Annotated in this window: 14 protein-coding genes; 11 read left to right on the forward strand and 3 right to left on the reverse strand. The window is 72.7% G+C overall.

The genetic code is table 11. The features are described from left to right. Positions 1-106: 106 nt before the first annotated feature. From EDF63_RS02455 to EDF63_RS02465, 3 genes are read left to right on the forward strand one after another with little or no spacing between them, the layout of a single operon-like run. Positions 107-1,291 carry an ROK family protein gene (locus tag EDF63_RS02455; RefSeq protein WP_123310899.1) on the forward strand — a complete coding sequence of 395 codons (1,185 nt, stop codon included), beginning with the start codon at positions 107-109 and terminating at the stop codon, positions 1,289-1,291. Continuing rightward, positions 1,284-2,837 carry a M81 family metallopeptidase gene (locus EDF63_RS02460; RefSeq protein ID WP_260232949.1) on the forward strand — a complete coding sequence of 518 codons (1,554 nt, stop codon included), beginning with the start codon at positions 1,284-1,286 and terminating at the stop codon, positions 2,835-2,837. Before EDF63_RS02455 ends, EDF63_RS02460 begins: the two co-directional genes overlap by 8 nt. After that, positions 2,834-3,574, forward strand: a complete 741-nt coding sequence (locus tag EDF63_RS02465; protein WP_123310901.1) for a copper homeostasis protein CutC — start codon at positions 2,834-2,836, stop codon at positions 3,572-3,574. Before EDF63_RS02460 ends, EDF63_RS02465 begins: the two co-directional genes overlap by 4 nt. A 13-nt stretch (positions 3,575-3,587) precedes the next feature. On the opposite strand, the gene EDF63_RS02470 is transcribed toward EDF63_RS02465, so the two are convergent. Continuing rightward, positions 3,588-4,775, reverse strand: a complete 1,188-nt coding sequence (locus tag EDF63_RS02470; protein WP_123310903.1) for a Fic family protein — start codon at positions 4,773-4,775, stop codon at positions 3,588-3,590. 223 nt (positions 4,776-4,998) lie between these two features. Here EDF63_RS02470 and EDF63_RS02475 point away from each other — a divergent pair, with 223 nt between their 5' ends. From EDF63_RS02475 to EDF63_RS02485, 3 genes are read left to right on the forward strand one after another with little or no spacing between them, the layout of a single operon-like run. Then, positions 4,999-6,018 carry a Gfo/Idh/MocA family protein gene (locus EDF63_RS02475; protein ID WP_123310905.1) on the forward strand — a complete coding sequence of 340 codons (1,020 nt, stop codon included), beginning with the start codon at positions 4,999-5,001 and terminating at the stop codon, positions 6,016-6,018. Next, positions 6,015-7,043 (forward strand): Gfo/Idh/MocA family protein, encoded by a 1,029-nt coding sequence (locus EDF63_RS02480; protein WP_123310907.1) that lies wholly within the window; start codon positions 6,015-6,017, stop codon positions 7,041-7,043. Before EDF63_RS02475 ends, EDF63_RS02480 begins: the two co-directional genes overlap by 4 nt. A 49-nt stretch (positions 7,044-7,092) precedes the next feature. Beyond that, positions 7,093-8,334 (forward strand): MFS transporter, encoded by a 1,242-nt coding sequence (locus EDF63_RS02485; protein ID WP_260232950.1) that lies wholly within the window; start codon positions 7,093-7,095, stop codon positions 8,332-8,334. A gap of 15 nt (positions 8,335-8,349) precedes the next feature. On the opposite strand, the gene aztA is transcribed toward EDF63_RS02485, so the two are convergent. Then, a complete protein-coding gene (gene aztA, locus EDF63_RS02490; protein WP_260232951.1) occupies positions 8,350-8,982 on the reverse strand; it encodes a zinc ABC transporter ATP-binding protein AztA in 633 nt (210 codons plus the stop codon). A gap of 50 nt (positions 8,983-9,032) precedes the next feature. On the opposite strand from aztA, the gene aztB reads away from it, so the two are divergent. The 4 genes from aztB to EDF63_RS02510 are packed head-to-tail and all read left to right on the forward strand — an operon-like array spanning position 9,033 to position 13,262. Next, on the forward strand, positions 9,033-9,923 hold the full coding sequence (gene aztB, locus EDF63_RS02495) for a zinc ABC transporter permease AztB (RefSeq protein ID WP_123310909.1): 891 nt from the start codon (positions 9,033-9,035) through the stop codon (positions 9,921-9,923). Further along, on the forward strand, positions 9,920-11,131 hold the full coding sequence (locus EDF63_RS02500; RefSeq protein WP_123310911.1) for an ABC transporter: 1,212 nt from the start codon (positions 9,920-9,922) through the stop codon (positions 11,129-11,131). Before aztB ends, EDF63_RS02500 begins: the two co-directional genes overlap by 4 nt. Continuing rightward, on the forward strand, positions 11,128-12,057 hold the full coding sequence (locus tag EDF63_RS02505; protein ID WP_260232952.1) for a metal ABC transporter substrate-binding protein: 930 nt from the start codon (positions 11,128-11,130) through the stop codon (positions 12,055-12,057). The genes EDF63_RS02500 and EDF63_RS02505 overlap by 4 nt, the downstream gene beginning before the upstream one ends. Before the next feature lie 26 nt (positions 12,058-12,083). After that, positions 12,084-13,262 (forward strand): hypothetical protein, encoded by a 1,179-nt coding sequence (locus tag EDF63_RS02510; protein ID WP_123312178.1) that lies wholly within the window; start codon positions 12,084-12,086, stop codon positions 13,260-13,262. 78 nt (positions 13,263-13,340) lie between these two features. On the opposite strand, the gene EDF63_RS02515 is transcribed toward EDF63_RS02510, so the two are convergent. Then, positions 13,341-13,697, reverse strand: coding sequence for a VOC family protein (locus EDF63_RS02515; protein ID WP_123310913.1), 357 nt, complete (start codon positions 13,695-13,697; stop codon positions 13,341-13,343). Between the two features lie 177 nt (positions 13,698-13,874). Between EDF63_RS02515 and EDF63_RS02520 the strand changes: the two genes are divergently transcribed. Next, on the forward strand, positions 13,875-14,333 hold the full coding sequence (locus EDF63_RS02520) for a DUF4383 domain-containing protein (RefSeq protein ID WP_123312179.1): 459 nt from the start codon (positions 13,875-13,877) through the stop codon (positions 14,331-14,333). Positions 14,334-14,358 lie beyond the last annotated feature (25 nt).

Consider the following 14,358-nt stretch of genomic DNA (forward strand, 5'->3'; position numbering starts at 1 on the left):
ACTGCGTTTCTGCCGATCGGACGAAAGGGTGAACGGGCCGTTCCGCCGGTTAGGCTCCGGGTGTTCGGTCGGATCGACCGTCGTTTCCCCCGGATTGGAGAAAGTCGTGACGGACCTCTCTGCTCGCGTCCTCGAACTCGTCGCGTCCGGCCAGGCCGCGAGTCGCACCGAGATCGCCACGCTGCTCGGCGCCGCTCCGTCGACGGTGTCGCACGTCGTCAGCCAGCTGCTGTCGCACGGGTTGCTCGCGGAAGAAGGCACCGACGTCTCGACCGGTGGGCGCCCGCGCAAGGTGCTCCGCATCGGCGGCGTCGACGAGTACGCGGTCGCCGCGGACGTCGGCGGCGGCCACGCGCGGGTCGGGATCGTGCTGCCAGGAGGCGCGCTCGAGTCGGTCGCGAACGTCCCGTTCGCCCTCTCCGACGGTCCGACCGCCGGACTGCAGCGACTGGCTGGCCTGCTCGAGCGGCTCGCGGACGACCGTGGTCGCGCCGGCCTGCGCGGGGTCGGCCTGAGCCTGCCCGGTCCCGTCGACGTCGAGGCCGGTGTCGTCGACCTGCCGAGCCGGATGCCGGGGTGGAACGGGTTCCCGGTGGCGGCCTGGCTGTCCGAACGCTTCGGCCTGCCGGCGATCGTCGACAACGACGCGAACTGCATGGCCGCCGGCGAGCAGAGCGTGCAGCCTCCAGGACGCCGGCAGACCATCACGATCAAGGCCGGGTCGGCGATCGGCGCGGGCATCGTCATCGACGGCCGCCTGTACCGCGGGTCAACGGGCTCGGCCGGCGACATCACCCACGTCCGGATCGACGCCGCCGGTGACACCCCCTGCTCGTGCGGGAACACCGGGTGCCTCGAGACCGTCGCGTCCGGGGCCGCCCTGGTGCGGATCCTGTCGGACGCCGGGGTCGACGTCTCCTCGACCGCCGACGTCGTCCGACTCGCTTCGGACGCCCACCCCGAGGCCACCCGTGCCGTCCGCCTGGCCGGACGGTACCTGGGCGAGGTGCTGGCGGCCAACGTGAACTTCTTCAACCCGGACGCCGTCTACCTGGGCGGCATCCTCTCCACCCTCGACCCCTTCATCGCAGCGGTGCGCAGTCAGCTCTACGAGAGCTGCCACCCGCTCATGACGCAGCACCTGGCCATCGAGCCGGTGTCGCTCGGCGCCGATGCCGGGCTCGTCGGTGCCGGGCAGTTCGCGCTGCAGCGGGGCCTCGCCGCCTCGCTCGAGGAACTGTCCACCCCCATCCCGCAGTCCACCACCAGGAACAGGAGCGTCCGTGTCTGAGACCGTGTCCGCCGCCCCCGCCCCCGCCGTCGCCCGACGTCCGGTCGTCGCCATCGCCGGACTGGCGATCGAGACGTCGACCTTCACGCCCACCCGCACGCACGCTCCGGCGTTCCACCCGGACCGCGGCGACGAGGTCGTCGCGCGGTACCCGTTCCTGTCCGCGATGTCGGACACGGCGGACTTCCGCGGGGCGCTCATCGGGCACGCGCTGCCCGGCGGCATCGTGGACCGCGCCTCGTACGAGGAGCTCGCGACCGAGATCGTGACGCGACTGCGCGCGATCGTCGACACCGAGCACGTGGACGGCCTCTGGTACGACATCCACGGCGCGATGGTCGTCGAGGGGCTCGACGACGCCGAGACGGACCTGCTCGGGCGGATCCGCGCGGTGATCGGCCCGGACGTCGTCGTGTCGGCGTCGATGGACCTGCACGGCAACGTCACGCGGGAGCTCGCCCACCAGGTCGACCTGGTGACCTGCTACCGGATGGCCCCGCACGAGGACGCCATGGAGACGAAGGAGCGGGCCGTCCGCAACCTGGTCGACGTGCTCACCACCCGTCCCGCCGGCGCGCAGCGTCCCGTGAAGGCCTGGATCCCGATCCCCGTCCTGCTGCCCGGCGAGCAGACCTCGACCCGCCTCGAACCCGCCGCCTCGCTGTACGCACAGGTGCCGCTCGTCGAGCAGACCGACGGTGTGCTCGACGCCGCGATCTGGGTCGGCTACGCCTGGGCGGACCAGCCGCGCGACCAGGCCGTCACCGTCGTCACCGGATGGGACGAGGCCGCCGTCGCCGCCGGCGCCGAGCGACTCGCCCGAGCCTTCTGGGACGTCCGCGAGGACTTCGTGTTCGTCGCGCCGACCGGCACGTTCGAGGAGTGCCTCGACGCGGCACTCGCTCCCGGCGCCGCGCACCCGTACTTCGTGTCCGACTCCGGCGACAACCCCACCGCGGGCGGCTCCGGCGACATGACCTGGGGCTTGACGCAGGTGCTCGCCCGCCCGGAGTTCCGCGACCCGTCCGGCCCGACGGTCGTCTACGCGAGCGTGCCCGGACCGGCCGCCGTCGCCGCAGCGGTGGAGGCCGGCGTCGGCGCGACGGTCACCGTGACCGCCGGTGCGTCGGTGGACCACGTGCACGCGGGCCCGATCACGATGACCGGTCGGGTGCACGCGATCAAGCACGGCGACCGCGACGCCGAGACCGAGGTCGTGCTGCAGGTCGGCAGCGTGTTCGCGATCCTGACGAAGCTCCGGAAGCCGTACCACCACGAGCACGACTTCACCGACCTCGACCTGGCACCGCGGCAGGCGGACGTCGTCGTCGTGAAGATCGGGTACCTCGAGCCGGAGCTGTTCGACATGGCCGCCGACTGGATGCTCGCACTCACCCCTGGCGGTGTCGACCAGGACCTGCTCCGCCTCGGGCACCACAGGATCGCGCGCCCGATGTTCCCCTACGATCGAGTGTTCCCCGAGGCCCCGGACCTGACCGCCAGGATCATCCCGGCCTCGGACCAGCCACTCGGAGCCTCTGCATGACCCCTTCGCCCGTTGCACTCGAGATCGCGGTCACATCGCCCCAGGGTGCCGTCGTCGCACGGAACGGCGGGGCCGACCGGGTCGAGCTCTGCGTCGGGCTCGAGCTCGGCGGCCTCACCCCGTCGCAGGCCCTGGTCGAGACGACCCACGAGACCGGGATCCCGGCGCACGCGCTGGTCCGGTGCCGCCCCGGCGGGTTCGTGCACACCCCCGACGAGGTCGAGCTCATGGTGCGCGAGGTCCGGACGGTCCTGCGATCCGGAGCCGCCGGCGTCGTCGTCGGTGCACTGCGCCCCGACCGGACCCTCGACGAGGACGCCCTGCGGCGCTTCGTCGACGCCGCCCGCTCGGTCAGTGCGACGGCGGAGATCACCCTGCACCGGGCGATCGACCACGCGGTGGACCCCGTCGCCGCAGCAGCCACGCTCGCGGCGCTCGGCTTCACCCGCGTGCTGACGTCCGGCGGCGCCCCCACCGCGGGTGCCGGCGCGGCCACGATCGCCCGGATGGTCGACGCCGCCGGGCCGGTGCAGGTCATGGCCGGTGCCGGCGTCACCCCCGCCGACATCGGCGCGCTCGTCGCGACGGGCGCAGCCGCCGTGCACCTGTCGGCCAAGCGAGCCGCGCCGGACAGTGCGCACGCGGGGGTCCCGATGGGCGGCGCCGACGACGGCTCAGCACACTTCGTGACCGACGCCGAGGTCGTGGCCGCCGCGCGACGCGCCCTCGACGCCTGACACCGGGCCCGCGTCAGCCGCGACGCCCGGCCCGCCTGGCGAAGGCGTCGAGCGCTGCCAGGACCTCGTCGTTGCGGTACAGGACCCCGTGCTGGTACTCGTTCTTCGACACCAGGATCCCTGCTCCGACGAGTTTCTGGAGGTGCGGGTACGCGTTCCGCGGTTCGATCCCCATCTGGGAAGCGAGCACCGTCGCGTTCAGCACCGGCTGCCGCGCGACGACGTCGAGTGCGGCCCAGACGCCCGAATCGCTCCGAGCATCGACGCGCTCGCGCCAGCCCTGACGGATCCGCTGGATGTCGTCGACCAGTTCCCTGGCGTTGCCGATGGCGGTGAACGACGCTTCCGCCACCCGTCGGATGATCGGCTCGACGGCACCGCGGCGGTACGCCGTCAGCGCCTCGACGTAGCCGTCCGTGTCGGTCAGGAGACCTGCCGACACGGGAACCGTCACGTTCCGGGTCAGCTCGTTCGAGCGCAGCATCGCCTGCAGCAGGGCACGCCCCGTGCGACCGTTCCCGTCGGTGAACGGGTGGACCGTCTCGAACTGAGCATGCGCCACCGCGACCTGCGCCAACCGCGGCAGGTCGAGGCGCCGCGCGAACGCCATCACGTCGTCGATCAGCGCCGGGACACGCTGCCAGGCCGGAGCGACGTAGTCGGCACCGACCGGGGAGCGTCCGTCCGTGCCGATCCAGACGGGCTCCTGCCGGAACGCTCCGGCGTCGTGGTGGGGATCGCCGTCCATCAGCACCGCGTGCATCGCGAGCACGGTGTCCGCGGTCAACTCATCGGACAACTCGATCGCGGTGCGCATGGCTCGGGTGTTGGAGACGATCGCCGTGGCGTTGCGTTTGCCCGGAGCACCGATCTCGGCAGCGAAGACCTGTCGGGCGCTGGCCGTCAGGTGCTCGATCTGCGAGGACGCCGCGGCTTCGGACCGCAGCAGGAGGGACGAGAACGGTGCCACCTCGCCACCGAGTTCGCCGTCGAAGCGCACGAGCGCCGTCGAGGCCTCGTCGACCAGCGTCGCCACCTCGTCGCTCAGCCGGAGGGCGGCCGTGGAGATGTGCGGCGGCACGGCGGCGAGGTACTGTTCGCGCACCGTGCTGCGTCGAGCGGCACGAGGACCGTGGTCGGCGTCACGCCGCTCCCAGTCGAGTTGCTCGTACTCCAGCGCGGGCCAGGTGCTCGTGGACACTCCTGCCTCCAGACCTCAGAACAACTGCGCCAGATTTTCTGACTTGTGCCACTATCTCAGAAAATCTGGCCATCGGGTTCTGACCTCGACTCGGCCACGAAGTGGAAGGCCGACCGAGGGGGTCTGGCGTGGCTCCGCCTGAGTACTGCCCTCCGACCGGCGGCTCGGTAGCATGGCCCGGTCCCCGTCACCGTCGACCGGCCCACCCCGCGAAGGAGCCCCGATGCCCCCGACCCCGCCACGGATCGGCCTCGTCGGCGCCGGCGGCATCGCACACGCGCACATGCCGGGCCTGCTCCGTCTCGGCCCGGTCGTCGTGTACGCGCAGGACGGTGCTGAGGACCTGGCCGCCGCGTTCGGTCCGGCCGCAGCCGCCGCGGGTTCCTCGATCACCGTCGTCGACACGCTCGACGACCTGTTCGACGCCGTCGACGTCGTGGACGTGGTGACACCGACCTTCGCCCACGCCGAGGTCGTGCGCGCCGCACTCGCCGCGGGCAAGGACGTCGTGTCCGAGAAGCCGCTCGCCCGGACCGACGCCGACGCCGCGGACCTGGTGTCCCGTGCTCGGCAGGCGGGCCGACAGCTCTACCCGGCCCACGTGGTGCGCTTCTTCCCCGCGTACGTGCGCCTGCACGAAGCCGTCACCACGGGCCTCCTGGGCGACCTGGCCGTCCTGCGGTTCGTCCGCTCCGGCGCGTTCCCGATCCGCACCGCCTGGTTCGCCGACCGGGCGCTGTCCGGCGGCATCGTGATGGACCAGATGATCCACGACCTCGACATCGCCCGCTGGGTCGCCGGACCGGTCACCACGGTGTCGGCGGTCGGCGTCCGCGCCGGCACCGAGGCCGAGCCGGTGGAGGCGGCGCACGTCCTGCTCACGCACGGATCCGGGGCGATCAGTCACGTCGCCGGGATCTGGGGGCCGCAGCACCTCGCGTTCTCGACCGAGTACTCGGTGACGGGCACGCGCGGCAGCCTGGCGCACCGGTCGCTCGACGAACAGGACTACGTCGCCGACCTCGCGGTGCCCGACGCCGCGGACGGCTTCCTGCCCGAGGTCGACCCAGCCGACGACCCGTACGGACTCGAGCTCGCCGAGTTCCTCGGGGCGTTCGCCGGTGGTGCCGCACCCCGGGTGACCGCGGCGGACGGCGCCGAGGCGGTCCGGATCGCGAACGCGGCACTCGAGTCGATGGACACCGGACAGCCGGTGCACCTGGCGACGGGGGCCCGCGCATGACCGCCCTGAAGATCGCCGTGATGTCGTTCGCCCACACCCACGCGATCGGCTACCTCACCGCCCTCGCCGCGATGCCCGGGGTCGAGGTGCGCGGTACGGACCCGGACGGCGTCAGCACGGGCGACGCCGTCGTCGAGCTGCGCGGCCGCGACCTGGCCGACGAGCTCGGGGTCGACTACACGGACACCTACGACGAACTGCTCGCCTGGGGCCCGGACGCGGTCGTCGTCACGAGCGAGAACGCCCGGCACCGCGAACTCGTCGAGGCAGCGGCCGCCGCCGGTGCGCACGTCCTGTGCGAGAAGCCGCTCGCCACCACGTGGGAGGACGGCCTCGCGATCCGCGACGCCGTCGAGGCCGCGGGGGTCATGCTCATGGTGGCGTTCCCGGTGCGGTTCACCTCGGCGTTCGACAAGCTCCGCGCGGCGCACGACTCCGGTGCGCTCGGGCAGCTGTTCTCGGTCCGCGGCGCGAACAACGGCATGCTGCCCCTGACCCGGTCGTGGTTCACCGAACCGGAGCTGTCCGGCGGCGGCGCGATCGTCGACCACGTCGTGCACATCGCTGACCTGCTCGAGGGGCTGATGGGCTCGGCGCCCGTCACCGTGACCGCGGTGGCGAACCGCACGCTGCACGCGGCCCGGGCGCAGGCGGAGACCGCCGGACTCGTCACGATCACGTACGCGAACGGCGTCGTCGCCGCGATCGACTGCTCGTGGAGCAAGCCGGACACCTCGGCGGTGTGGGGTGGGTTGACGCTCGACGTCGCCGGGACGGGCGGCACGGTGTCGCTCGACTTCTTCGGGGCGGCTGCGCGCGGGATCGTCGCGGAGACCGGGCTGCCGATCGAGTCCCGCACCGGCGCCGACCCCGACGCCGTGATGCTCCGGACGTTCGTCGACGCCGTGCGGGCGGGCGTGCAGCCGCAGCCAGACGTGCACGTCGGGCTGCGGACCCTGTCGATCGTGCTCGCCGCGCAGGAGTCGGTGGCGTCGGGCCGCACGGTGCCGGTACCCGGCGAGTAGCGACACGACACGCGGGAATGGCCCGCGACCAGCGCTGCTTGACGAACCCATGACCTCGTCAGCAGAGCGCCGCGGGTGGCTCGGTGTCACGTCCGTCGCACTCGGATCCTTCGTCCTCGTGCTCTCGGAGTTCTTGCCGATCGGGCTCCTGCCCGCCATCGCCGCAGACCTCGACGTCGGGATCGGCACGGCCGGGCTCATGGTCGTCGCCACGGGGCTGGTCGGCGCCGTGGCTGCACCGGTCGTCACCGTCCTGACCTCGCGCGTGGACCGCCGCGTCGTGCTCGTGTCGTTGACCGTGCTGCTCGTGGTGGCGGACGGGCTCGCGGCGATCGCGCCCTCGTTCGGTGTGCTGCTCGTGGCGCGGATGCTCCTGGGCGTCGGCATCGGCGGGTTCTGGGCGATCGGCGCCGGCATCGCCGGTCGACTGGTCCGGCCGGCCGCCACGATCCGGGCGACCTCGCTCATCACCGCCGGGGTCTCGGTCGCGACGGTCGTGAGCCTGCCGCTCGGCGCCCTCGTCTCGTCGCTCGCCACCTGGCGGCTCGCGTTCGTCATCGGCGGCGTGCTCGGTCTGGTCGCGCTCGTCCTGCAGCTCGCGATGCTGCCGCGTATCCCCGCGCAGCAGCAGGTCCGGTTCGCGACGCTCGGCTCGCTGCTCCGCGTCCCCCGCGCCCGTGTCGGTCTGATCGCCGCCGCGTTCCTGTTCGCCGCCCAGTTCGCCGCGTACACGTACATCGCCCCGTACCTGCAGGACCTGGTCGGGGTCGGCCCGGACACCGTCACGCTCGCGCTCCTGGTGTTCGGCGTCGCGGGGATCGTCGGGAACTTCGCCGCCGGCTTCACCCTGGGCCGGAGCGTGCTCGGGACGATCAGTGTGTCGAAGGTCGCCCTCGCGGTCGCCGTGGTCCTGCTCCCCCTGCTCGCGCACTCCGTCGTCGGGGTGTTCGTGCTGCTCGTGGTGTGGGGGCTGGTCTGGGGCGCGTTGCCGCTCGGCATGCAGACGTGGATGTCCACGGCGTCGCCCGCCGGGTCCGAGACCGGGCTCGCGCTGTTCGTCACGACCATCCAGCTCGCGATCGCCGCGGGCTCGGTGCTCGGCGGCGCGGCGGTGTCCTCGTTCGGGCTCGCCGCGGACTTCTGGTTGTCCGGAGCGGTCGCCGTCGTGGGCGCGATCGTGCTCGTCTCCCTCGGGCTGCGCCGCTCGAGCGCAGTGCCGGACGCCGACGAGGCTCCGGCACCGGCGCCGGTGACGACCTCGACGGGTTCCGTCGCCGTCGCCTGCCCCTGATCGCCGCCCGCGCCGTCAGGGCACGGGGAGCGTGACCACGGCGTCGGCTGCGGCGATCGCCGCGGGGTCGTGCGCGGCGTGGACGACCACGACGCCGTCGGCTGCCTCGGCGGCGAGCGCCGCCACCACGAGCGCCGCCGAGTCCGCGTCGACGCCGGCCGTCGGTTCGTCGACGAGCAGCACCCGGGCCCGCTGCGCCAGGCCGAGCGCGACGAGCGTCCGCTGCCGCTGCCCGCCGGAGAGCTCGTCGAGCGGACGGTCGGCGAGGTCGGCGATCGCCATCCGTTCGAGCTGCGCGTCGACGACGGCGCGGTCGTCGCGGCCGAGCGGGCGCCACCAGGCCCGGTGGCGCCACCGCCCCATCGCGACGGTCGCGCGGACGGTGAGCGGGAGCGTGGTCGGCGGCACGGACTGGCTCACGTGGGCGACGCCGTCGGACGGGAGGCCCGTGATGCGCCCGGCGGTCGGCCGCAGCACGCCGGCGACCACGTCGAGCAGCGTCGACTTGCCGGACCCGTTGGGTCCGGTCAGCGCGGTGACCTGGCCGGCGGCGAAGGTCGCGTCGAGGCCGTCGAGGACGGTCCGCTCCCCGCGCAGGACGGTCACCCGGTCGAGGAGGACGGCTGGTGGCGGGTCGGTCGCTGGCACCTGAGCACGCTATCAGTATCGATACTCGTTTTCATGTAGCGTCTCGGACCGTGAGCTGGCTGACCGATCCCTTCACCGTCGACTTCATGGTGCGCGCCCTGACCGGTGGCGCCCTGGCCGCGGTCCTGTGCGCCGTCGTCGGCACCTGGGTGCTCGTTCGCGGGATGGCGTTCCTGGGCGAGGCACTGTCGCACGGCATGCTGCCCGGCGTCGCGATCGCAGCCCTCACCGGCGTCCCGGCGGTGCTCGGTGCCGCCGTGAGCGCCGGGGTGATGGTGTTCGGCGTCGGGGCGCTGCGACGACGCGGTGGCTTGTCGTACGACACCTCGATCGGGTTGCTCTTCGTGGGCATGCTCGCGCTCGGGGTCATCATCGTCTCGGCCTCGCGGTCCTTCGCCACCGACGTCACCGCGATCCTGTTCGGCGACGTGCTGGCCGTGACCCGCGCCGACCTCGGCGGCCTGGCGATCGCGGTCGCCGTCGCACTGGTGGTCGCCGCCGTGTTCCACCGACCGTTCACGGCACTGGCCTTCGACGTCCGCAAGGCCGCGACGCTCGGCCTGCATCCCCGCCTCGCCGAGGTGGTCCTCATCGGCCTGGTCACGCTCGCCGTCGTGGCGTCCTACCGCGCGGTGGGGACCCTGCTGGTCGTCGGACTGCTGCTCGCGCCCGCCGCAGCGGCCCGCGCCTGGACGAAGCACGTGGCCTCGACGATGCTCCTCGGTGCGGTGCTCGGTGTCGTCGCCGTGCTGGTCGGGCTGCTCGTCTCGTGGCACGCCGGCACCGCCGCCGGCGCGAGCATCGCGGCCGTCGCCGTCGCGGGGGTCGCCCTGTCCCGCGCCACCGCCGCCGTCGTCCGCGGGGTCGCGCGCACCACCGCACGGAGCGACGCACACCCCGTCGACCACCCCGTCCGAGCACCAGCACGAGAGGCACCATGAACCACGACCCGACCACCGACCGCGCGAACACACGACTCCGGACGACACGACTCCTGGGAGCCGTGGGCCTGACGGCCGGCCTCGCCCTCACCGCCACGGCGTGCTCCACCACCTCGGCGCCGCAGGCCGACGTCACCACCGCGACCACGGCCCCGCACGGGTACGTGGCGGGCGCGACCGAGTCCCAGGAACCCCAGCTGGGCCTCCTGGCCGTCGCCGCGACCGGCGAGACGGCGCTGCACGACCTGCTCACCGGCGAGACGACCGACCTGGACCGCGTCGACGCGGCCGAGCACGCCGCGACCGACGGCCGGTTCCTCGTGACGAGCGACGGCGACCGCACCACGGTCGTCGACGGCGGCTCCTGGACCGTCGACCACGGCGACCACACGCACTACTACGCCGCAGAGCCGCGCGTCGTCGGGACGCTCGAGGGCGGCGGCCCGGTCCAGGTGCACTCCTCGGAGACGATGACCACGATCGCCTGGCCGGAACGCGGCGAGGCGGTGGTGCTCGACCGCGCGGCACTCGGGCAGGGCGAGCTCGACGAGACCGCACGACTGGACGCAACCGTCCTGCTGCCGCTCGGCGAGCACCTGGTGGCCGCCGAGGGCGACACCGTCCACGTCCTCGATGCCGACGGAGAGCGGACGGGGTCGACCGGAGCCGGACAGCCCTGCACCGACCCGGCCGGCGGGATCGTCACCCGCGCCGGCGCCGTGGTGGGGTGCGCCGACGGAGCCGTCGTCGTCGACGAAGCCGGCGGGACCTCGTTCGTCGCGCTGCCGGACGACGCCGAGCGACCGACCGACTTCGCCGCGCGGGCCGGCCGCCCCACGGTCGCCGGACTCGCGGGCGACACCGGGTTCTGGCTGCTCGACGTGCGGGAACGCGCGTGGCAGCACGTCGCGACCGAACGGCCACTGCGCGCCGTGGTCGCCGTCGACGACCAGGACGAGCACGTGGTCGGGGTCGACGACACCGGCCGGGTCGTCGTCGTGACCGCGTCCACCGGTGCCGTCGCGACCACCGAGCCCGTGGTGGACGGCGACACCGCGCCGCTGCTGCAGCTCGACGCGCAGCGCGCCTACGTGGCCGACCCGACGAGTGCCGTCGTGCACGAGATCGACTTCGCGGACGGCGCCCGCGTGGCCCGGACCATCGAGTTGCCGTTCGCGCCCGTCGCCTTCGCCGAGGTGGGACGGTGAGCGGGAGCACGCCCGTCCGGCGCACCGCGCGGACACTGACCGCGGCGCTCGTCGTCGCAGCCGTCGCCGTCACCACCGCCGGCTGCACCACCGCCGGCTCGGACCGTCCACTCGTCGCCGTGACGACGAACATCCTGGGCGACGTCGTGACCGAGGTCGTCGGGGACCGGGCCGACGTCATGGTGCTCATGCCGCCCGGTGGCGATCCGCACTCGTTCGAGGTCTCCGCGCAGCAGGCGGCTCGACTCCGGAGCGCGGACCTGGTGGTCGAGAACGGCCTCGGGCTCGAGGAAGGGGTGGCCCACCACGTCCGCGCCGCGGCCGACGACGGCGTACCCGTGTTCACCGCCGGCGACACGATCGACACCCTGGAGTGGACCACCGACGACGACAGCGGCCCCGATCCGCACTTCTGGACGGACCCCGCGCGGATGGTCGACGTGGTCGAGGCCCTCGACGACGAACTGGACGCCGTCGGCATCGACGCACCCGGCACCGAGGCCTACACCGACCGGCTCGATGCCCTCGATGCCGACATGACCGCCGCGTTCGACACCGTCCCCGCCGATCGCAAGGCCCTGGTGACGAATCACCACGTGTTCGGGTACCTCGCCGACCGCTACGGGTTCCGGGTGGTGGGGGCCGTGATCCCGAGCGGCACGACCCTGGCGTCCCCGAGCGCCGCCGACCTGCGTGACCTGGCGGACGCGATCGAGCAGGCGGGCGTCCCGACGATCTTCGCCGACGCCTCGCAACCTGCACGCCTGGCCGAGGTCCTGGCGGAGGAGGTCGACGTGCAGGTGTCGATCCGCTCGCTGGCGACCGAGTCCCTGACCGAGGACGGCGCGGCGTCGACCTACCTCGGGATGATGCGCTCGAACACCGAGGCGATCGTCGACGGCCTGACGACTCCGATTTCTAATTGAGAATGAGAATCAGTACAGTGATGTCCATGACCAGAACCAAGACCCTCCGCGCCGCGGCACTGCCGACCGCGCTGCTCGGTGCCGCAGCCCTGGCCCTGACCGGGTGCGCCACCAACGCCGCCGACGCCGAGCGGACCTCGACCCCGAAGGCCGACGGCACCCGCATCACACTCACCTACGACGGCGGCCTGCTCGTGCTCGACCAGGACCTGCGGGTCGTGGCCGACGACGCCGTCGACGGCTTCACCCGCGTGAACCCCGCCGGCGACGGCCGCCACGTGCTCGTCACGGTGCCGGAGGGCTTCCGGGTGCTCGACACCGCGGCGGACCCGGCCCTGACCGACGCGGTCTTCCCGGCCGACACCGGCGGGCACGCCGTCGTGCACGGCGACCGCACCGCCCTGTTCGCCGACGGCACCGGCGACGTGACGACCTTCGACAACACCGAGCTCGACGGCGACGCCCTGCCCGAGGTCGAGACCACCGAGTCCGAGGCCGCCCACCACGGCGTCGCGATCGAGCTCGAGGACGGCACGCTCCTGACGACCATCGGCACCGAGGAGAGCCGCTCCGGCGTGCGCGCCCTGGACGCCGACGGCGAGGAGATCACCCGGTCCGAGCAGTGCCCGGACGTGCACGGCGAAGGTGCCGTCACGGGTGAGGTCGCGGTGTTCGGCTGCACCGACGGCGCCCTCGTCTACACCGACGGCGCGTTCGAGAAGCTCGACGCCCCCACCGAGTACGGCCGCACCGGCAACCTGTTCACCACGGACACGTCATCGGTCGCGGTCGGCGACTACAACGACGACCCGGACAGCGAGGGCTACCTGCTCGACCAGATCGCCCTGATCGACGCAGCTTCGGGGAAGTACACCGTCGCGGACATGCCCGACGGCGTCGGCTTCACGTTCCGCGACCTCGCACGCGGCCCCGGCGACGAAGCGGTGGTGCTCGGTGACGACGGCGCCCTGCACACCTTCGACGAGACCACCGGCGACCAGCTCGACTCGTTCCCCGTGATCGACGCGTGGGAGGGCCCGGCCGAGTGGCAGGACGCCCACCCCGCCGTGAAGGTCGCGGGCGACATCGCCTACGTCACGGACCCCGCCGAGCAGAAGGTGCACGCGGTCGACCTGACCACCGGGAAGGTCGTCGCCTCCAGCGACGAGCTACCGGGCGTGCCCAACGAGATCGCGGTCGCGTAGCGCTCTGCAGGCGACCACCCGCGGACGGGAGGCCCGGTGCCAGCTGGCACCGGGCCTCCCGTCCGTCCTGGGGTCGCGTCAGCCCTGCGGCGGCGAGTAGAACTGCAGGTCGTTGCCCTCGCTGTCCTTGAACGGGACGATCTTGCCCCACGGGTGCTCGCTGATCTCGCCCTGCACGTCCGCACCGCGCTCGCGGATGCTCGCCAGCTCGTCCTCGATCGACCCGTCCGGCTGGAACGTGACGACCGCTCCCCCGCCGCTCGACGGGCTCGCCGACTCACGGCCGTTCAGACCGATCATCAAGCCGTTCGCGTCGATCTCGCTCCAGTCGTCGGACTCGTCCGTGACCGTCAGCCCGAGGGTGTCGCGGTAGAACGCGACCGCCCGCTGCATGTCGGTGACCGGGACCCATACCGCTGCGACTCCGCTTGCCATGGTGCTGCCTTCCGTCGGTGTTGCCGTACGGCGGAGCGTAGGCAGCGGGGCATGCGGGCCGACTCAGCAGGATCACCGGCGTTCGGAAATCGGATGTCCCCTGCAATCCGACTGCGCATCGGCCCCGAATCCCCTGTGCGCAACATCCGTGGCGCGATCGACAAGAGAGGTCTCACCATGACCAGCAACGCAGCAACCGCTCGCAACCGCACCGGCTCGACGTGGACCCAGAAGGGTGCGCTCCTCTTCGGTGTCGTCTTCCTGATCGTCGGCATCGCCGGCTTCATCCCGGGACTCACGATGGACATGGGCTCGATGTCGATGGCGGGCCACGGCTCCATGGCCCTGCTCCTGGGCCTGTTCCAGGTGTCGGTCCTGCACAACATCGTGCACCTGCTGTTCGGCATCGTCGGACTCATCGCAGCCCGTTCGGCGTCGGGCGCTCGCCTCTACCTGGTCGTCGGCGGCATCGTCTACGCGGTCCTGTTCGTCTACGGTCTGTTCACGGCCGGCATGGCGGACCCCGCGAACTTCGTCCCCCTGAACAGCGCGGACAACGTCCTGCACGCGTTCCTCGCCGTCGCGATGATCGTCCTCGGCTTCGTGCTGCCGCGCATCGGCGCGCGCACGCGCTGACAGTCGTCCGTCGTCTGACGCATTC

Source organism: Curtobacterium sp. JUb34, from assembly GCF_003755065.1.
GTDB lineage: Bacteria > Actinomycetota > Actinomycetes > Actinomycetales > Microbacteriaceae > Curtobacterium.

Bases quoted from the DNA above. Each gene is read 5' to 3' on its own strand.
- EDF63_RS02465 (WP_123310901.1), top strand. From the start codon at position 2,834: ATGACCCCTTCGCCCGTTGCACTCGAGATCGCGGTCACATCGCCCCAG.
- EDF63_RS02475 (WP_123310905.1), top strand. From the start codon at position 4,999: ATGCCCCCGACCCCGCCACGGATCGGCCTCGTCGGCGCCGGCGGCATC.
- EDF63_RS02480 (WP_123310907.1), top strand. From the start codon at position 6,015: ATGACCGCCCTGAAGATCGCCGTGATGTCGTTCGCCCACACCCACGCG.
- EDF63_RS02485 (WP_260232950.1), top strand. From the start codon at position 7,093: ATGACCTCGTCAGCAGAGCGCCGCGGGTGGCTCGGTGTCACGTCCGTC.
- EDF63_RS02500 (WP_123310911.1), top strand. From the start codon at position 9,920: ATGAACCACGACCCGACCACCGACCGCGCGAACACACGACTCCGGACG.
- EDF63_RS02510 (WP_123312178.1), top strand. From the start codon at position 12,084: ATGACCAGAACCAAGACCCTCCGCGCCGCGGCACTGCCGACCGCGCTG.
- EDF63_RS02515 (WP_123310913.1), bottom strand. From the start codon at position 13,697: ATGGCAAGCGGAGTCGCAGCGGTATGGGTCCCGGTCACCGACATGCAG.
- EDF63_RS02520 (WP_123312179.1), top strand. From the start codon at position 13,875: ATGACCAGCAACGCAGCAACCGCTCGCAACCGCACCGGCTCGACGTGG.